The following is a 16998-nucleotide window of genomic DNA, read 5'->3' as shown; positions in this document are numbered from 1 at the left end:
AACAGTTCTTGGTCACACGGTCAGTGCGACCGATCTCCCTCGAGCGAGTGCTGCGTCGATGACCTTGCGGACATCGTCACGACCCGCCTCCCCCATGAAGGGAAGTCCAGCGCCCCAACGCTCCGTGACGCGCGCCGCGAAGGCGTCGTCACCGAGCCGCGTGAGCTCGTCGGTCGACGGCCGGCGGAGCCGACCGTCGATGATCTCGTCGAGCGCCTCGGCAGGCGACGCCGCCCCCGGCATCGCCTCCGCCCAGAGCTCGCACAGTCTCCGGTACGACCCGAGCCGGCCGTCGCCGTCGCGCATCACGGACCAGTAGCCCGGCAGCACGAGCGAAGCGGCGACCGCCTTGGTGCAGGACCACGCGATGGATGCCTCCGTCGTGACGATCCACGGCAGTGTCACCATCGGCGGTCGATCGCGCGCCAGCCACCCGGTGTGACTGAAGGCGCTGATCGAGGCGATCGCGCGGAGGTCGGCCGGTACGCGTCCACCGGCACGAAGACGCGGGGCCACCTCCATGAGCTGCCGGAGGCTGGCCCGCGTGACGACGTCCGCGAACGACGCCGCCTCGCCCGCGGCGTACAAGGTCGTGAGTCGGAGGACCACCTCGACGAGCCCCTCCGTCATCTGCTCGTCGTCCAGGCTGGCGAGCAGATCCGATCGGGCGAGCACGAGGTCGGCGCCGAGCGCAGCGCCCGAGACCAGTCGCTTCCGTTCCCGGGACGTGACGCAGGCCGACGACGAGAGCTCCGAACCGGTGCCGAACGTCGTCGGGACCAGGGCGACCCGTGTCGACCGCGGGCCGTCGGGCAGCACGACACGACTCGACCGGCCCGGCGACGTGACCCGCCGCATGGCGTCGGCGTCGAGGCCGACCAGCTTCGCGACGTCGAGCGTCACGCCGCCGCCGATCCCGATCACCACGTCCCAGGGGCCGACGTCCGCGATGCTCCTGACGAGCTCCTCACTGTCGTCGGACGCCAGGTGCAGCTGCGCGCCGAGGCGTTCGACGAGCGTGTCGACCAGCTCGGCGATGGTCGGAACGGATGCGTGGTTCCGGTCCGCCACGAGGCAGACCCGGCCGGCACCGGTCCACTCGGAAACCCGGCGCACGAATGCGTCGAGTGCGTCGACGGTGAGCGGACCGGGGTGGACGACCCACCCGAACCCGTCAGCGGAGGTAGGCATCGTCGTACTCCTGGAGCCCGACCCGGACGGCGTCGAACAAGGAACGCACGTCGCCGACGGTGTAGGTGAGCGCTGGGACGAGCTGGAACCCGTCCGGGCCCGGGTGCACGACCGCCCCCGCTCGGCGGATCGACCGGCGGAGCGCGGCGAGCGCTGCCTGGTCCCGCTGCGGCTGGCCGTCCCGATCCGCCACGGCGACGGCGCGGAAGTTCCCGGCTCCCCGGGTCGCGAGCACCGAGGGATGCTGCGCGGCCAAGGCGGTGAGCTCGGTCTCGAGGGTCGCTGCGAGCTGCTGCGACCGGTCGACGACCGAAAGCCGATCGAACTCGTCGATCGTCGCGCTGATCGCCGCTCCGACGACCGGGGTCCCCGCCTGCGTCTCCGCGTGCACGAACACGCTCTCGTTCCCGGTGAACCGAGCGGTGATCCGGGACCCCACCAGGATCGCTGCAGCGGCCTGGGTGCCGTTCGTCAACCCCTTCGAGGCGATCAGGACGTCGGGGGCTGATGGCCAGGACTCCGACGCGAACATCAGGCCCGTCCGACCGAAGCCGGTGGCGACCTCGTCGGCGACGATGAGGAAGCCGTGACGGTCTCGGAGTTCGCAGAGACGCTGGACGTACTCGTCGGCGAGGGCGAACGCTCCGGAGCCGAGGATCGGTTCGACGATCACCGCAGCGATCCGGTCACCGGTCGCGGCGACCAACCGCTCCAACTCGTCGAGGTCGTTGGGGGTCACGTGACGGACCTGCCGCGAGTCGACGCCGTAGAGCGATTGACCGAGGTCGTCGCCGCTGAGTGCATGCGCCCCGTACGTGAGTCCGTGGTAGCTGCCCTTGAGCCCGACGACGGTCTTCCGCGCCGGCTGGCCGTCGAGGATGGCGAAGTGTCGAGCAAGCTTCATGACAGCGTCGTTCGCCGAGCCACCAGCAGTCGTGAAGAGGACTCGCGCGTACCGATCGGCGCCCGCGACTTCGCGGAGCCGCACGGCGGCTTGCTCGATGTCCTCGCTCCAGTAGCGGAACAGGGACACGTACGACGCCCGGACCATGGCCTCGTGGACGGCGTCTGCGATGCGCTGGTTGCCGTAGCCGAGGTTCACGTTCCACAGCCCGCTCGTTCCGCAGAGAGCCTCGGAACCGTCCGCGAAGGTCAGCGTCGTGCCGGAGGCGGCGACGATCTGCGAGTCGAGGTCGTTGTGCGCTGCGAGCGGGACGAGCGCTGGCCAGACGCTGTTCGGCCGCCGGTCAAGCACGCCACACCGCTTCGAGGATGACGATGGGATGGGCGCCGTCCGGGGTCGCCACCGGTCGGACCGCACGGACCTCCAGGCCAGCGACGGCGAGTTCTGCCTCGAGGACGAGCGGCGGGATGGCGCGGACGTGCGTCAGGAAGACGGTGAGCGATCCGCGCCCCAGGTCGTCGAGATCGATCACGCCGACGTGCCGGATCGACGCAACCGGGTCGATCTCCTCGAACAGCCGGTAGCGCTGGCCGGCCAACCCGGGGAAGTCCTGGTACCTGCCGGTGGTGTCACCGAGCTTCGTCGTGTCCGTGGTGGACATCAGCAGGACGCCGTCGGCCGCGAGCCAATCTGCCGCACCGCGGAAGAAGCGTGCGCGTTGCGCGTCGTCGAGGAGCGAGATGGAGATGCACCCGAGCAGAGCCGTCGAGTACTGCGTCCCGTCGTCGTACGTCGTCATGTCGGACACTGCGGTCCGCACCGACGCTCGGAGCGCAGCATGTCGCCCGGCGAGCTTGTCGTCGAGCAGCGCGATCATCGCCGGTGACAGGTCCACACCGACGAGCTCGCGGCCAGCGGCGGCGAGTGGCAGGGTGAGGCGTCCGGACCCCGCGGCGAACTCGAGGATCTCGGCGGTGACGCCTCGGGTCGCCCGGATGAGTTCGCGGATCTCGTGGGTGTCGTGAACAGCCGCCGCTTCGTACACGGTCGAACCCTGGTCACCGTAGAGGTCGGCGATGTCGACCTGACCGGCGTACCCGTCAAGCAGACGACGCAGTTCCGTGGGGAGGGCATCGAGCCCGATCGTCGTCACGCGTCGACCCGCTCGGCGTCGTGCGCCTGGAGCAGTGGGTCGAGGAACGAACGCACCTGGGACAAGGCGGACTCCCGTTCCGAGCCGGAGAGACTGCGGAGCGTGTCCGATTCGTCCGTGTGCTCGAGTGCGCGGTCGCCGAAACGGAGCTGGAGCTCGACGAGGGACGCCAGGTCCCGCGTGAGCGCGTAGGTCTTGTGGCGCGTGGAGACGTGGAGCAGCTGCTGCTCGCGGTCGAACAAGAGCACCGCGCCCGGGTTCGGCTCCGGACGCTCCGATGCGGTCGACGTGTCGCTGTCGAGGTAGGCGCCGTACCCCGACACGGACAAGCCGCTGAGGCCGCGCGCTGCGGCGTAGCGAAGCGCCTCCACTGCCTGCAGGAAGTGCAGGGCGCCGTCCGGACCAGATCGGTGCGCCGAGTCGGCCTCCGGAGCGAGTTCGCCGTCCACGAGCCGGCCGAACCGCGGACCCCACGGCGACGACGAAACGGTCCCGTCCTCGGCGACGAAGACGAAGTCCGGTTCAGTGGGGACGGCACCACCCACCCATGCGAGCCGGTCGCCGATGACCACCTGCGGGTCGGTGAGGACGTCGGGGAAGACGCCGTCGGCACGTGCTGTCGCCAGATCGGCCGCGAAGGCCTCGAGGTCGCGATCCGTCTGCGGGACCAACACGGTCGGACCGGGGAAGCTCAGGAACTCCGCGACGGCGTAGTTCTGGAACTGGATGATCAGGTCGTCGTCGAGGCGGACTTCGCCGTCCTCGACGAGCTCGCCGCTGAAGCCCACGATCGGCGTGCCGTCGGTCTCGTGGTCCTGCGCGTCAGGCGCGAACACGACGTCGAAACCGCGGCCGAAGCGCGAGGTCACGACGGCTTCGGCGTGCTCCGCCGACTGCACGAAGGCGACGCGCTGACGTACTCGAGTGGCCTGCGCCCCCTGCATCCAGCTCATCGCGAACCCGTGGATGTCTCCCCCAAGAAAACTCACGCCGTGAACGTAACAGGTTCCGCGACTGAACGTTCTATCCCGCGGATGGGGTCAGGGAAGAAGCCGTCCTCACCGGCGTGTCGCGTCGTCCGGGGGGATCGGGACCGGGCGCGAGAAGTAGACCCACGGGAACGTCCCACCGGGCACCACACCCCAGCCCTCCTCCAGCATTCGAGACGACTTCCGACTGCCCTGGACCGCCCGTGCGTGCTCCCACGGCCGCGAGTCCTGCACGAGCTCGTGCGACTGGAGGCCGACCCGGATCGCGTGCCAACCGTCTGCCCCGAGCTGCGCGAGCTTGCCCATCTCGTCGAACGCGGTCACGGGGAAGAGCGTGCGCACTGCCGGCTCCAGCGGGACCGATGACGCCTCCGCAGTGATCGGTGGCGAGCCGTAGAGCTGCTGCGCCGCTTGACGGGACGACCCCAGGATCTTCCCGATCTCGGCCCAGGAGGCACCGTTCCTCCGAGCGCCGTCGACTGCCGACTGGGTCACGTCCCGGAGCGAGGCGCGCATCGACAAGCACAGCTCGACGGCTCGGAGCGACTGCTCGCGGGATGCTTCCGGGGCGACGTCAGAATCGTGCTCGTCCGCCTCCGGCATGTTGCGCGCCAGTACCTCACGCAGCTGCGTGGTGAGGCCGTCATCGCCGTCCATGGCGCTCAGCGCTGGGTTCGAGCCGCACTCACGGCGAACACGGCGAACACGAGTCCGAAGATGATCGCGCCGATGGCGGCGGCGAGCAGTCCGCCTTGGCGCCCGACGCTCCAGGCGTAACCGGTACCGATGGCGACGAGCCCGAAGGCGACGGCGATGAGTCCGAGGATCATGGTGTTCCGCATGCCGACAGGATTCCCCACCGCCCCGGTCGTGTCAACCGCAGGTTGACACGAGATGGCGCGCATGCGCCCCGAGTTCGGTCGGTCGGGGGCTCTTCTCGGGGGTGCCGTTCGCGAACGGTCTTGTGGAATGGCGGGTCATTTGCAGGTCCCGCTGATCCGCGGTGCAGAGCCGATCGGAGCCCGTGGCGGTGATGGTTCGCGCTGAGTTCCCCCTGAACCGCGCGCAGTTCTCGACCTGTGTACAGCGCGGAGCTGCGGTGAGCTTCGTTCCGGTTCGCCACGCGGGCGACAGAGGCGAAGACTTGCGCTTCGCTGCGCATGATCGCGGGACAGATGGAAGGCAGCCGCGGCACGGATCGGTCAGCTCAAGAGGTGCATCAGATGCGCACCGGAGCCACTGCCCGAAAGAAGAAAACCCCCGTGTGAACGGGGGTTTTCTGTGGCGGTACCGGTGGGATTTGAACCCACGGTGGAGTTGCCCCCACACATGTTTTCGAGACATGATCCTTCGGCCGCTCGGACACGGTACCGGGAAAGATCTTACACGATCCGGGAGGCCCGTCACGCCACCCGACGTCGGCTCGCCCTCCACAGGCGGTCCCCCTCACGGCTCTTCCCACACCCACAGGCCGCCCACGTCGTCGACTCGGCCTGCGGGCGTACCGTCCACGGCATGAAGACCCGCACGCTCATCGCACTCCTGACGTCCGTCCTCGGTGGTGCCGGTGTCCTCGGCGCTGCTGCCGTCGGGGCCCGCGCCGGGGTCAAGGGGCAGCGGGCGGCTGCGCAACGGGTGGTCGACATGCTGCCGATCCACGCTGACTGGTGGCACGAGCGACAGCAGCACGAGGGGCAGCTGCTGTACGTGGCGATCGGCGACTCGGCGGCGCAGGGCGTCGGTGCGACGGTGCCGTCTCGCGGCTACGTGGGCCTGTTGGCGCGACGGATCCGGCACCGGTCCCACGAGTCGGTGCGGGTCGTGAACCTGAGCGTCTCGGGCTCGACGACCTGGGGCGCCAAGCGCGACCAGTTGCCGAAGCTCCGGCAGTACACGCCCGACATCTGCACGGTGTCGATCGGGGCGAACGACATCGCCGACTTCGACCCGGACAAGTTCGAGCGGAACATCCGGGCGATCTACGGTGCGGTGCCGTCGCACGCCGTGGTGGCGGAGTTGCCGTGCATGTTCGTGCCGGACCGTGAGCGCAAGGTCGCGGTGGCGAACGAGATCGTGCACCGTGTGGCCGCCGAGTTCGGGCTCACGGTCGCGCCGCTGCACACGATCACGAAGCGGGTCGGGGTCCGCCGCACGTTCTTCAACAGCTACGGCGACCTGTTCCACCCGAACGACCGGGGGTACGAGGTCTGGGCGAGCGCGTTCGAACCCGCGATCGACGCCCGGGTCGACACGGTCGCGGCGATCCGGCACTACCTGTCCGCGCGCGAGGCGGAGAACCTCGGGCGTGAAGCCGGAGCCGTCGCGAACGCTCGTGCCGAGCAGGACACCGACGGTGCCGAGGCAATCGACCACGCCAACCGGCCGAGTCCCGTCGAGCGGATCCGCAACCGGATGACGGGGTCGATCGCCCTGCCCGACGAGCCGGTGCACCGCTCCGGCGATGTCGGCGGCACGGCCTAGCCTCGACGACATGGCGCGCCCGCAGTCTCTCTACCGATGCACCGAGTGCGGCTGGACCAGTGTCAAGTGGGTCGGCCGCTGCGGCGAGTGCCAGACCTGGGGCACGGTCGAGGACTCCTCGGCGGTCTCGGCGAGTACTCGTGGCACCGCAGCTGTGGCCGTCACCGGTGCCCGAGCGGCGCGGCCCATCACCGAAGCCCGCGGCACGACGGTGCAGCGCTGGCAGACCGGCATCGGCGAGTTCGACCGCGTGCTCGGCGGCGGGGTCGTCCCCGGCGCTGCGGTGCTGCTGTCCGGCGAACCCGGCGTCGGCAAGTCGACACTGTTGCTCGAGGTCGCTTCGCGCGCGGCGGCGTCCGGCAAACGCGTTCTCTACGTCAGCGCGGAAGAGTCCGTCGACCAGGTCCGGCTCCGCGCCGAGCGCACCGGCGCGATGCACGACGACCTCTACCTGGCGAGCGAGGTCGACCTCGGCGTCATCATCGGCCAGATCGACCAGGTCAAGCCGGATCTGCTCATCGCCGACTCCGTGCAGACCATCTCCTCCAGCTCGATCGACGGCATCGCGGGCGGGACGTCCCAGGTGCGCGAGGTCGCTTCGACCCTGATCCGCATCGCGAAGGACCGCGCCCTCCCCGTGTTGATCGTCGGCCACGTCACCAAGGACGGCACGATCGCCGGGCCGCGCCTGCTCGAGCACCTGGTCGACGTCGTCTGCCACTTCGAGGGCGACCGGCAGACAGCGCTCCGCTTCGTCCGTGCGTTGAAGAACCGCTTCGGGCCCACGGACGAGGTCGGGTGCTTCGACATGGGTGGTGACGGCATCCACGAAGTGCCCGACCCCAGCGGCCTCTTCATGTCCAAGAACGCGACCCCGGTCTCCGGCACGTGCGTGACCGTCGCGCTCGAGGGGCGCCGGGCACTCCCGGTCGAGGTCCAGGCGCTCATCGTCCCGAGCTCCGCACCGCAGCCCCGACGGGTCGTGAACGGCGTCGACGCCTCACGCGTGGCGATGCTGCTCGCGGTGCTCGAGCGCCGAGCCGGCCTCAAGCTCTCCGATGCCGACGTCTACGTCTCGACGGTGGGCGGCATGAAGCTCACCGAACCCGGTGCCGATCTGGCGATCGCCCTGGCCCTGGCGAGTGCGGCACGGGACCGCCCGTACCCGCACACGCTCGCCGCCGTGGGCGAGATCAGCCTGGCGGGCGAGATCCGTCCGGCCACAGGGACCAAGCAGCGGGTGAACGAAGCGAGCCGACTCGGCTTCACCACCGTCCTCGGCGCCGACTCCGGGCACCTGCGCGAAGCACTGCGTGTGGCGTTCTCGATGACGCAGTCGGCTCGCGAGCGCGAGCTCGACCGCGCGTTCTGAGCCGACGGCCCACCGCGGACAGCCCGACGGCGCACCGCGGACAGCCCGACGGCCAGTCCTAAGCGCGCAATGCGGCCAGCAGGTCCCCCGGGGTCGCCTGCATGGTGTTCGGCCCGGCGATGTCGAAGAACACGCCCTCGAGCATGTCGAGGTGGGCGGCGAGGAACTCCTCGAGCCGCGGTCCGTCGTAGACCATCACCTGCCGGATCTTCTCGTCCGGCACCATCGCCGTGTAGGCGTCCGCCGACGAGAACAGCAGCAGGATGCGCTGTTCAGAGCCTTCGCGCCCGAAGACCCGGACCTGCATGTCCTTCTTGCCGGTCACGAGTCGGGGGACGATCACGATGTCGTTGCGCAGCGCGAACGCCACCGCCGCGACGTCCTGCTTCGCGAGGGCTTCCTCGAGTTGTTCACTCCGGAAGCGCTGTTCCTTGTCTGCCATCTGAGCAATTCCACCAGATTTTCGTCGTTCAGTGACGCACGGGTAGCCAGTCGGCTCTGAGCACGCTAGCCTGATGGAACCGCTTCGGCGGCGCTCAACGTTCGAGCGAGGTGGTTTGCCCCTCAACTCGGACTACCAGGGTCACTGGCCATCAGGCCTGACCCCGAACCCGTCCCGCCGGCACCTGCCCGCGTGGCGCATCACCCCCGTCGACGTACGTCGGGGCTCCGCAGGTGCGATCGCACCATGGCGGAACGCAAGAAAGCTAAGGAAACGCCATCATGGCATCTACCGGTACCGTCAAGTGGTTCAACAACGAAAAGGGCTTCGGCTTCATCGCCCCGGACGACGGAAGCGCTGACGTCTTCGCGCACTTCTCCGCGATCGCCGGCAACGGCTACAAGTCGCTGGAGGAGAACCAGAAGGTGGAGTTCGACATCACCGAGGGTCGCAAGGGCCCGCAGGCGGAGAACATCACCGTCCTCGGCTGATCACATCAGCTTCGAACGGCCCCGTCGTCCTCTGGACGGCGGGGCCGTTTGCTGTCCCGGGTCGCCGAGCGCTCTGCACCGTCGCACAACCGAAAGCACCTCGAACCCGCCACAATGCGCGGCGCGGTCACACTGTGGTTGTGCGAACGGCAACGGCGCCGCAACGCACCGCCCGGCGCACCGCCAGACGACCCCGCACCCCCACGCCGCGCCCCGTCAGTTCAGGATGAACTGCACCGAGGACTTCGACTTCAGGTTCCCGACCGCGACCTGCAGGTGGTAGCTCGCCCCCTCGGCGGAGACAGCCGGGCGGGACGCGTCGCACGTCGTGGTGGACGATCGGGTGCGGTCCCAGGCGATCGCCGGCGTGGTCAGGGTCTGCCCGGCCTTGATCGTGACGTCCTGGTTCGTGCCGCCGGTCTGGCAGTCCTTCGACGACCAGTACTGCTCCTCGCCCGAGCTGATCGTCAGTACCTGCTGCGCTGACCCGAGGTCGAGGTGGCACGAGTTCGTGCCGGTGTTCTTGATCGACATGGCGATCTTCGGGTCCTCGGTGGGGCCGTACGCGTCCTTGTCGAGCACGGGCGTCAGGACGACCTGGTCCTTGCTGCACGTCGACCCGTCGGCAGCGCCCGACCCAGACGCCGACGCAGATGCCGACGCCGAACGGGACGGGGCAGCGGACGACGCACCACCGGCCGAGGCGGTCGGCGAGGACGTGGGCGCGGCCGTGGAGGTCGACGCGCTCCCCCGGCCGACGACGATGAGCACGATCACCACGACGATGATCACGAGTGCGCCGAGCACGGCTGCACGACGGCGCCAGTACACGACCGGCCTCTCGGGCCCGACGGGGTGACGCAACGACGACATGCGCACAGGGTAGACAACCACGGATGCCCGGTGCGGGACCCCCGCCGGGTGCCGCGCGAAAGCGTCAGAGGATCTTCAGCATGCGGGTGTTGCCGAGGGTGTTCGGCTTGACCCGGGCGAGATCGAGGAACTCCGCGACCCCTTCGTCAGACGACCGGACCAGCTCGGCGTAGACCGAGGGTTCGACGACCTGCTCGCCGATCTCCAGGTACCCGTGCTTCGCGAAGAAGTCGACCTCGAACGTCAGGCAGAAGATCCGCGCGACGCCGAGTTCGCGGCCGTCGTGCTCGAGCGCCTCGAGCATCCGGTGCCCGACGCGCTTGTGGATCCAGTCGGCGTCGAGGGCGAGCGTGCGCACCTCGGCGATGTCGTCCCAGAAGACGGCGAGGGCACCGCAGCCGATCGGCACACCGTCGGGGCCCTCAGCGATCCGGAACTGCTGGATCGAGCCGTACAGCGCGACGTTCTCCTTGCCGAGCAGGATGCGCCGGTCGACGTAGGGGGCGATGAGCCGCTGGATGTGCGGGACGTCGGAGGCGAGCGCCGGTCGCACGAGGATCCCGTGCTCGTCACGGACGTCGAACGCGTGCTTCCCGTGCTCTGTCATCCCGACAACCATAGCCGCGCCCGGACGAGCGGCAGCAGACCGCCCCGGGGGACACCCCGCTGGACGGTGCACAGGCTGAGCCGCCTACCGTCCACACCATGCCTCAGATCATCGAAACCGTCGACGTCAACGTCCCCGTCTCCGCAGCGTACGGTCAGTGGACCCGCTTCGAGGAGTTCCCGCACTTCCTCGACGAGGTCGAGAAGATCGTCCAGGTCGACGACAAGACCACCGACTGGACCGTGAAGGTCGCCGGCCAGGAGCGCGAGTTCCGTGCCGTCATCACCGAGCAGCACCCCGACGAGCGGGTGGCATGGACCGTCAAGGACGGCGAGACCGACCACGCCGGTGTCGTCACCTTCCACAAGCTGTCCGACAACGAGACGCGCGTCACCGCGCAGATCGACTGGGAGCCGTCCGGCTTCCTCGAGAAGCTCGGCGCAGCGGTCGGCGTCGGTGGCCACGCCATCAAGAAGGACCTGCAGAACTACAAGGAGCGCGTCGAGTCCGCTCCGACCGACACGGGCTGGCGCGGCGACGTGCAGGCGTGATCACGGCCTGAGACGTCCGCGCGGACGAGACGGGAGGCCCGGTGCCAGCTGGCACCGGGCCTCCCGTTTCGTCCGTGCACCGGTTTCGTTCGGCATCCCCCCACGACATGCCGACCTGCCGGTCCGGCGCGAGCCTGGCAGAGTGGTCACACTGGCCGTCGCGCTGGTCCAGTTTTATCATGTCTGAGACAGATGTACAGGGCGGGGAGACATGATCGAGTACAACGACGACGATGCACACCGGCGAGAACTCTCCCGGAAGCTGCAGTTGCTGATGGACGTCGTCGAGGCGAATGCCGGGCAGCGACCGTCCTACAAGGAGATCGCAGCTGAGGTCGAGGCACAGGGTGCGTCGATGAGCCGGCCGCGGTGGGGCTACATGCTCGGGGGCAACGGCCCGGCCGTCCGCGACCAGCATCTGCTCGCAGCACTCGCCGGCTACTTCGGCGTCCCGGCGGAGTACCTGACCGACGCGGCGGGCAACACCGACGTGCCCGAGCGGGTGCAGGCGCAGCTCGAACTCGTCCTCGAGCTCCGCAAACGCGAGGTCGTGGCCTTCGCGACCCGACGCCTCGGCGAGTTCGCCTCCGCCGACGAGATCCGGGACTTCACCGAGCACCTCCGGCGGCTCGACGAGTCGGGGTCCGCGCCGTGACCGGCGTGCGCGAGCGGTTCGGCGCCCGGCGTCGGCAAGCCGTCGCCCGGCGGAGCGTGCGGCGGCTCGGGCTCCCCCGGCGACTGACGCTGCCCGCCCTCCTCGCCCGCGCCGAGTCGACCCTCGGCAAGCCGATCCGGCTGCGGACTGCCGACCTGCCCGGTGACCTCTCCGCACGGTTCATCCAGCGCGCCGACCACGCACTCCTCGAGACCCGTCCGGACCTGTCCGAGCGCTCCCGCGTGGCAAGCGTGCTCCACGAACTCGCCCACGTGTTCCTGGCGGACCCCGGCTGCGACCACCAGGCCTACACCGGGCTGCTCACCGGCCGGACGGCGTTCACGCGGTCGCTGGACACCCCGCACGAGCAGGCGGTCGAACTCGTCGCCGACGAACTCGCGCTCCGGATCGGGCTGCTCGACCCGGACGACCGCGAGCCCGGGATCTTCCGGTGACGCTGCACGTGTGGGGATCGACCCCGGTGTGGGTCATCCTGACGGTGCTCGTCGTCCGGCTGCTGCTGGTGCGGACCCAGTCGGCGAGCGTCACCTGGCTCATGGCCTGCTGCGGCTTCGTCGCCGTCGGCCTGACGATCAACCAGCCCGACGTCACCACGTTCCTCGCCGGCGTCACGCACGTGCCCAACATCGCAGACCTGGTCGGCCGGTGCCTCATGGTGTGCGGCATGTTCGCCCTGGCCCAGTCGGTGGAGGCCGCTGCGCGCTCGGCGAAGCTCCTGCGCGTGAGCCGGATCGTCGTCTGCGTGGTCGTGCTCCTGACGCTCGTCGTGCTCTTCACGATGGTCGATGCTCCGACCCCGACGGCGCAGTTCATGACCGTCTACGGCGACCAGCTGCCGACCGCGCTGTACTCCGCGGTCGAGATGACGTACATCGCGGTCGTGATCGCGCGCTCCGCCGCCGCCGTCCTGCGCGGGTTCCGGAGCGGCGACGGCCTCGGCCGGATGTACTGGCTGTTCGTCGTCGGGGCCATCGGGCTGGTCCTGCTCGCCGTCATCGCGATCGCGCTCGACGCCGTCCACGTAGCCGGCGTCGACGGCGCGGTCCGGGTGCTGTCCACCGTGTACGCCCCGGTGTTCCTGCTGTCCATGGTGCTGCTCGCCGTCGGCGCCGCCGGGGGCGTGCTGCCGGACGCGGCACGGGAGTTCCGCGACTGGCGGGACACCCGACACCGGTTCCGCAGCCTGGAGCCGGAGCTCCGGCGGCTCGAGGCGGCCTCGGGCAACACCGGGCTCTACTTCACGATCGCCTGGCAGCGTCGCCAGTGGCGCAGCCGGTTGCACCGACTTGCCGTCGAGATCGAGGACCGCGCACGCGAGGCCGGGCAGGACGTCCCGGCTGCGGCGACCCTCACCACCGCACGACTCAGGGAGCTCTCATGACAGCCGGACGCACGACCGCACTCGGAACCGCACTCGGAACGACAGTCGGCACCGTCGGGACGCTCGGACTGGGCGCCTTCGTCGCCCGACGACTGCTCTTCCCCGCCCCCTACACGGCGACCGCCACCGTGCGGAGCAGCACCGGGACCGAGGTCGAACTCGTCGCCACACGCGACACCCGCCTGCCGGGGACGTACGACCTGCAGCACGACGACGCCCGCGTCCCGGTCGGCGCGATCGTCGCCGCGAGCACGAAGACCGGGCCCAGCGGGGACACCATCCGCCGCCGCGTCACCGGAACCGTGGCGACCGGTGACTGGGCCTGGGACGCCCTGCGGTACGACGGGCCGGCCGACGTCCCCGGCGCCGAACCCGAGGCCGCCACGACCCACGTCGTCCACGTGCACGGCCAGTCCCTCGGGCCGCGGCAGGTCCTCCGCGGCGTCGGTGTCTGGCGCGGCCTCGGCGCGACGTCCGAGGTCCTCGACATGACGGACCTGCCGCTCCGGTCGCTCGACCCGGGGGCAGCAGACCGCATCGTCGCCGCGGTCCGTGCCGCCCGTGCCCGCGGTGCCCGCCGGGTGGTGCTGCAGGGGTGGTCCGCCGGCGCCCTCGCCTGCTCGGTCGCGGCCGGCCGGGTCGACGTCGATGGGATCGTGGCCGTCTCGCCGCTGCTCGACGTCGCGTCGGCACTCCGCGGAGCGGTCCGTGGGGCACGACTGCCCGCCTTCGTCGGCACCGTCGCTGCGCGCATCGCGACGACCCCGGTGCTGTCCCGCCTGGCGGGAGCGTCGGCACCGGTCACGACCACGGCTTGGCAGGACGCGACGACGCCGACGCTCGTGGTCCACTCCGAGGCCGATGCGCTGGTCGCAGCGGACGACGTGGCGGCGATCACCGCTCGCCCGCACGCCACCGCCACCGCCGTCGCCTTCGCCACGGCACCGCACACGCTCGAGTGGAACGAGGACCCGGAGCGCTGGGAGGACGCGGTCCGCCGCTTCGTCGGGACGTTGCCCGCCATCGCGTAGCGGACGTGCAACGGCCCCGGTCTGCGAACAGACCGGGGCCGGCAGCAACTCGATCCGTTGGGGGGAACCGATCGAGTGCGACGCGCGAGGAGTTGGGGGGAACGTCTCGCGCGCCGGTCCCACCGTACCCCCGGACGGGGGTCCGTGGACGCGGGACGCGCGCATCGGCGATCCGGGATCTGGACCGACCCGATGACAGACGGGAGGCCCGGTGCCAGCTGGCACCGGGCCTCCCGTCTGTCTGGTGTCGGGTCCTAGGACTCGATCTCACCCTGGGGCGCGTCGGTCGCGGTCTCGACCGCGGCTGCGCCGGCGAGGACCTCTTCGCGGCTCGGCTGACGCCCGGTCTCGAAGTGGAAGGCGCCGTCGACGAAGTCGACCTTCACGTGGTCGCCGGCGGTGAGCTCACCCTGCAGGATGTGCTCGGACAGCTGGTCCTCGACCTCGTGCTGCATCGCGCGACGCAGCGGGCGTGCACCGAGGGACGGGTCGAACCCGACCTTGATGAGCTGCTCCTTGGCGGGGAGGGTGAGCTCCACCGTCATGTCGCGGTCGAGCAGACGGTCTGCAAGGCGCTTCACGAACAGGTCGACGATCTGCAGCAGTTCGGACTGCGACAGCTGCGGGAACACGATGGTGTCGTCGACGCGGTTGAGGAACTCGGGCTTGAAGTGCTTCTTGAGCTCCTCGTTGACCTTGCCGCGCATGCGGTCGTAGCCGACGGCCGAGTCACCCTCGACCTGGAAGCCCACCGGGCCACCGGCGATGCCCTGCGAACCGAGGTTCGTGGTCATGATGATGACGGTGTTCTTGAAGTCGACCACGCGGCCCTGACCGTCGGTGAGACGGCCTTCCTCGAGCACCTGCAGCAGCGAGTTGAAGATGTCCGGGTGGGCCTTCTCGATCTCGTCGAACAGGACCACGGAGAACGGCTTGCGGCGCACCTTCTCGGTGAGCTGGCCACCCTCTTCGAACCCGACGAACCCGGGAGGGGCACCGAACAGACGCGAGACGGTGTGCTTCTCACCGAACTCCGACATGTCGAGGGAGATCAGTGCGCCCTCGTCGTCGAACAGGAACTCGGCGAGCGCCTTGGCGAGCTCGGTCTTGCCGACGCCCGTGGGCCCGGCGAAGATGAACGAGCCCGAGGGGCGGTTCGGGTCCTTCAGGCCCGCACGGGTGCGGCGGATGGTCTTGGACAGGGCCGAGATGGCTTCTTCCTGACCGATGACCCGCTGGTGCAGTGCCTTCTCCATGAAGACGAGCCGCGAGGTCTCCTCTTCGGTGAGCTTGAACACCGGGATGCCCGTGGCCTGCGCCAGGACCTCGGCGATGATGCCCTCGTCGACGGTGCCGGACGCGGCGACGTCACCGGCACGCCACTGCTTCTCGAGGCGGAGACGCTCGCCCAGGAGCTTCTTCTCCTCGTCGCGCAGGCTGGCGGCCTTCTCGAAGTCCTGCTCCTCGATGGCGGCTTCCTTCTGCCCGCGGACCGTCGAGATCTTCTCGTCGAACTCGCGGAGCTCCGGGGGCGCCGACAGGATCGAGAGGCGCAGGCGTGCGCCGGCCTCGTCGATCAGGTCGATGGCCTTGTCCGGCAGGAAGCGGTCCTGCACGTAGCGGTCCGCCAGGTTGGCGGCCGAGACGATCGCACCGTCGGTGATGGACACCTTGTGGAACGCCTCGTACTTGTCGCGCAGGCCCTTGAGGATGTTGATGGTGTGCGGCAGCGACGGCTCGTTGACCTGCACCGACTGGAAGCGACGCTCGAGTGCTGCGTCCTTCTCGAAGTGCTTGCGGTACTCGTCGAGCGTGGTGGCACCGATGGTCTGGAGCTCACCGCGGGCGAGGAGGGGCTTGAGGATCGAGGCGGCGTCGATCGCGCCCTCGGCAGCACCGGCGCCGACGAGCGTGTGGATCTCGTCGATGAAGACGATGATGTCGCCGCGGGTGCGGATCTCCTTCGTGACCTTCTTCAGGCGCTCCTCGAAGTCACCGCGGTAGCGGGACCCGGCGATGAGCGATCCGAGGTCGAGCGAGTAGAGCTGCTTGTCCTTCAGTGTCTCGGGCACGTCGCCCTTGACGATCGCCTGGGCGAGGCCCTCGACGACGGCGGTCTTGCCGACGCCGGGCTCACCGATCAGGACGGGGTTGTTCTTGGAGCGGCGGGAGAGGATCTGCATGACCCGCTCCATCTCCTTCTCGCGCCCGATGACGGGGTCGAGCTTGCCGTCGCGCGCGGCCTGGGTGAGGTTCCGACCGAACTGGTCGAGGACCTGCGAACCCTGCTGCGCGTTCTGCTGCTGCTCGCCGCCGACGGCGACCGCTTCCTTGCCCTGGTAGCCGGACAGGAGCTGGATGACCTGCTGGCGGACCCGGTTGAGGTCGGCGCCGAGCTTCACGAGGACCTGGGCTGCGACGCCCTCGCCCTCGCGGATCAGGCCGAGCAGGATGTGCTCGGTGCCGATGTAGTTGTGGCCGAGCTGCAGCGCCTCGCGCAGGGACAGCTCGAGCACCTTCTTGGCGCGCGGCGTGAACGGGATGTGCCCGGTCGGCTGCTGCTGACCCTGGCCGATGATGTCCTGGACCTGGTCGCGCACGGCGTCGAGCGAGATGCCGAGCGACTCCAGCGCCTTGGCCGCAACGCCCTCGCCCTCGTGGATCAGGCCGAGGAGGATGTGCTCGGTGCCGATGTAGTTGTGGTTGAGCATCTTCGCTTCTTCTTGAGCGAGGACGACAACCCGACGGGCTCGGTCGGTGAATCTCTCGAACATGTGCTCTCCCTTGGCCCTTTCTGACGGAGCCGACAGCTGGTCCGGTCTCGTCTGAGTCCGGTCACGTACTCCGAGAGTAACC

At 69.5% G+C, this 16998-nt stretch carries 18 protein-coding genes and 1 tRNA gene; 8 read left to right on the top strand and 11 right to left on the bottom strand.

All coding sequences use genetic code 11. The features are described from left to right. Window positions 1-12 precede the first annotated feature (12 nt). From ABH929_RS03175 to ABH929_RS03145, 7 genes are all read right to left on the bottom strand, one after another. Window positions 13-1191: an iron-containing alcohol dehydrogenase gene (locus ABH929_RS03175; protein ID WP_404560073.1), complete on the bottom strand. Its 1179-nt coding sequence runs from the start codon at window positions 1189-1191 to the stop codon at window positions 13-15. Then, the gene (gene mpaD / locus ABH929_RS03170; protein WP_404560072.1) at window positions 1175-2446 is read right to left on the bottom strand and encodes a daptide-type RiPP biosynthesis aminotransferase; all 1272 of its coding nucleotides are present in this window, start codon (window positions 2444-2446) and stop codon (window positions 1175-1177) included. The genes ABH929_RS03175 and mpaD overlap by 17 nt, the downstream gene beginning before the upstream one ends. Continuing rightward, window positions 2439-3248 carry a daptide-type RiPP biosynthesis methyltransferase gene (gene mpaM, locus ABH929_RS03165; RefSeq protein WP_263054833.1) on the bottom strand — a complete coding sequence of 270 codons (810 nt, stop codon included), beginning with the start codon at window positions 3246-3248 and terminating at the stop codon, window positions 2439-2441. The genes mpaD and mpaM overlap by 8 nt, the downstream gene beginning before the upstream one ends. Next, on the bottom strand, window positions 3245-4201 hold the full coding sequence (locus ABH929_RS03160; RefSeq protein WP_404560071.1) for a hypothetical protein: 957 nt from the start codon (window positions 4199-4201) through the stop codon (window positions 3245-3247). Before ABH929_RS03160 ends, mpaM begins: the two co-directional genes overlap by 4 nt. A 105-nt stretch (window positions 4202-4306) precedes the next feature. Next, the gene (locus tag ABH929_RS03155; RefSeq protein WP_404560070.1) at window positions 4307-4894 is read right to left on the bottom strand and encodes a hypothetical protein; all 588 of its coding nucleotides are present in this window, start codon (window positions 4892-4894) and stop codon (window positions 4307-4309) included. A 5-nt stretch (window positions 4895-4899) separates the two neighbouring features. Then, a complete protein-coding gene (locus tag ABH929_RS03150; RefSeq protein WP_263091214.1) occupies window positions 4900-5079 on the bottom strand; it encodes a hypothetical protein in 180 nt (59 codons plus the stop codon). Between the two features lie 440 nt (window positions 5080-5519). After that, window positions 5520-5609: transfer RNA gene (locus ABH929_RS03145), tRNA-Ser, on the bottom strand. A gap of 143 nt (window positions 5610-5752) precedes the next feature. Between ABH929_RS03145 and ABH929_RS03140 the strand changes: the two genes are divergently transcribed. Continuing rightward, on the top strand, window positions 5753-6718 hold the full coding sequence (locus ABH929_RS03140) for an SGNH/GDSL hydrolase family protein (protein WP_404560069.1): 966 nt from the start codon (window positions 5753-5755) through the stop codon (window positions 6716-6718). A 10-nt stretch (window positions 6719-6728) separates the two neighbouring features. Next, window positions 6729-8090 (top strand): DNA repair protein RadA, encoded by a 1362-nt coding sequence (gene radA, locus ABH929_RS03135; RefSeq protein ID WP_185021261.1) that lies wholly within the window; start codon window positions 6729-6731, stop codon window positions 8088-8090. A 58-nt stretch (window positions 8091-8148) separates the two neighbouring features. On the opposite strand, the gene ABH929_RS03130 is transcribed toward radA, so the two are convergent. Beyond that, window positions 8149-8532, bottom strand: coding sequence for an SseB family protein (locus tag ABH929_RS03130; RefSeq protein WP_131922013.1), 384 nt, complete (start codon window positions 8530-8532; stop codon window positions 8149-8151). Between the two features lie 281 nt (window positions 8533-8813). On the opposite strand from ABH929_RS03130, the gene ABH929_RS03125 reads away from it, so the two are divergent. Beyond that, entirely contained in the window at window positions 8814-9023 is a 210-nt protein-coding gene (locus ABH929_RS03125) for a cold-shock protein (protein WP_017887662.1), read from the top strand. Window positions 9024-9239: 216 nt separating this feature from the next. On the opposite strand, the gene ABH929_RS03120 is transcribed toward ABH929_RS03125, so the two are convergent. Both ABH929_RS03120 and ABH929_RS03115 read right to left on the bottom strand, forming a co-directional pair. Continuing rightward, window positions 9240-9896 carry a hypothetical protein gene (locus ABH929_RS03120; protein ID WP_404560068.1) on the bottom strand — a complete coding sequence of 219 codons (657 nt, stop codon included), beginning with the start codon at window positions 9894-9896 and terminating at the stop codon, window positions 9240-9242. A 64-nt stretch (window positions 9897-9960) separates the two neighbouring features. Then, window positions 9961-10503, bottom strand: a complete 543-nt coding sequence (locus tag ABH929_RS03115) for an amino-acid N-acetyltransferase (protein WP_404560067.1) — start codon at window positions 10501-10503, stop codon at window positions 9961-9963. A gap of 98 nt (window positions 10504-10601) precedes the next feature. On the opposite strand from ABH929_RS03115, the gene ABH929_RS03110 reads away from it, so the two are divergent. The 5 genes from ABH929_RS03110 (at window position 10602) to ABH929_RS03090 (ending at window position 14142) form a co-directional block, all read left to right on the top strand. After that, on the top strand, window positions 10602-11054 hold the full coding sequence (locus ABH929_RS03110) for an SRPBCC family protein (RefSeq protein WP_123311007.1): 453 nt from the start codon (window positions 10602-10604) through the stop codon (window positions 11052-11054). 211 nt (window positions 11055-11265) lie between these two features. Next, window positions 11266-11709 (top strand): hypothetical protein, encoded by a 444-nt coding sequence (locus ABH929_RS03105; RefSeq protein WP_263054826.1) that lies wholly within the window; start codon window positions 11266-11268, stop codon window positions 11707-11709. Further along, complete coding sequence (locus tag ABH929_RS03100) at window positions 11706-12164, top strand: hypothetical protein (RefSeq protein WP_263054825.1); 459 nt, start codon at window positions 11706-11708, stop codon at window positions 12162-12164. Before ABH929_RS03105 ends, ABH929_RS03100 begins: the two co-directional genes overlap by 4 nt. Beyond that, entirely contained in the window at window positions 12161-13111 is a 951-nt protein-coding gene (locus tag ABH929_RS03095) for a hypothetical protein (RefSeq protein ID WP_263054824.1), read from the top strand. Before ABH929_RS03100 ends, ABH929_RS03095 begins: the two co-directional genes overlap by 4 nt. After that, window positions 13108-14142, top strand: a complete 1035-nt coding sequence (locus ABH929_RS03090) for a hypothetical protein (RefSeq protein ID WP_404560066.1) — start codon at window positions 13108-13110, stop codon at window positions 14140-14142. Before ABH929_RS03095 ends, ABH929_RS03090 begins: the two co-directional genes overlap by 4 nt. Window positions 14143-14396: 254 nt before the next feature. Here the strand turns inward: ABH929_RS03090 and ABH929_RS03085 are convergent, their stop codons facing one another. After that, window positions 14397-16916, bottom strand: a complete 2520-nt coding sequence (locus tag ABH929_RS03085) for an ATP-dependent Clp protease ATP-binding subunit (RefSeq protein WP_404560065.1) — start codon at window positions 16914-16916, stop codon at window positions 14397-14399. Window positions 16917-16998 lie beyond the last annotated feature (82 nt).

It is taken from the genome of Curtobacterium sp. AB7, from assembly GCF_044909335.1.
Classification (GTDB): Bacteria; Actinomycetota; Actinomycetes; order Actinomycetales; family Microbacteriaceae; genus Curtobacterium.
The sequence above is the reverse complement of the archived record's forward strand: the minus strand, read 5'-3'. Positions and strand labels throughout refer to the sequence as shown.

Excerpts from the sequence above, each read along its gene's own strand:
- ABH929_RS03120 (WP_404560068.1), bottom strand. The coding sequence starts at position 9,896 with ATGTCGTCGTTGCGTCACCCCGTCGGGCCCGAGAGGCCGGTCGTGTAC.
- ABH929_RS03175 (WP_404560073.1), bottom strand. The coding sequence starts at position 1,191 with ATGCCTACCTCCGCTGACGGGTTCGGGTGGGTCGTCCACCCCGGTCCG.
- ABH929_RS03160 (WP_404560071.1), bottom strand. The coding sequence starts at position 4,201 with ATGAGCTGGATGCAGGGGGCGCAGGCCACTCGAGTACGTCAGCGCGTC.
- ABH929_RS03125 (WP_017887662.1), top strand. The coding sequence starts at position 8,814 with ATGGCATCTACCGGTACCGTCAAGTGGTTCAACAACGAAAAGGGCTTC.
- radA (WP_185021261.1), top strand. The coding sequence starts at position 6,729 with ATGGCGCGCCCGCAGTCTCTCTACCGATGCACCGAGTGCGGCTGGACC.
- ABH929_RS03140 (WP_404560069.1), top strand. The coding sequence starts at position 5,753 with ATGAAGACCCGCACGCTCATCGCACTCCTGACGTCCGTCCTCGGTGGT.
- ABH929_RS03115 (WP_404560067.1), bottom strand. The coding sequence starts at position 10,503 with ATGACAGAGCACGGGAAGCACGCGTTCGACGTCCGTGACGAGCACGGG.
- ABH929_RS03130 (WP_131922013.1), bottom strand. The coding sequence starts at position 8,532 with ATGGCAGACAAGGAACAGCGCTTCCGGAGTGAACAACTCGAGGAAGCC.
- ABH929_RS03150 (WP_263091214.1), bottom strand. The coding sequence starts at position 5,079 with ATGCGGAACACCATGATCCTCGGACTCATCGCCGTCGCCTTCGGGCTC.
- ABH929_RS03085 (WP_404560065.1), bottom strand. The coding sequence starts at position 16,916 with ATGTTCGAGAGATTCACCGACCGAGCCCGTCGGGTTGTCGTCCTCGCT.
- ABH929_RS03105 (WP_263054826.1), top strand. The coding sequence starts at position 11,266 with ATGATCGAGTACAACGACGACGATGCACACCGGCGAGAACTCTCCCGG.
- ABH929_RS03090 (WP_404560066.1), top strand. The coding sequence starts at position 13,108 with ATGACAGCCGGACGCACGACCGCACTCGGAACCGCACTCGGAACGACA.
- ABH929_RS03155 (WP_404560070.1), bottom strand. The coding sequence starts at position 4,894 with ATGGACGGCGATGACGGCCTCACCACGCAGCTGCGTGAGGTACTGGCG.
- ABH929_RS03110 (WP_123311007.1), top strand. The coding sequence starts at position 10,602 with ATGCCTCAGATCATCGAAACCGTCGACGTCAACGTCCCCGTCTCCGCA.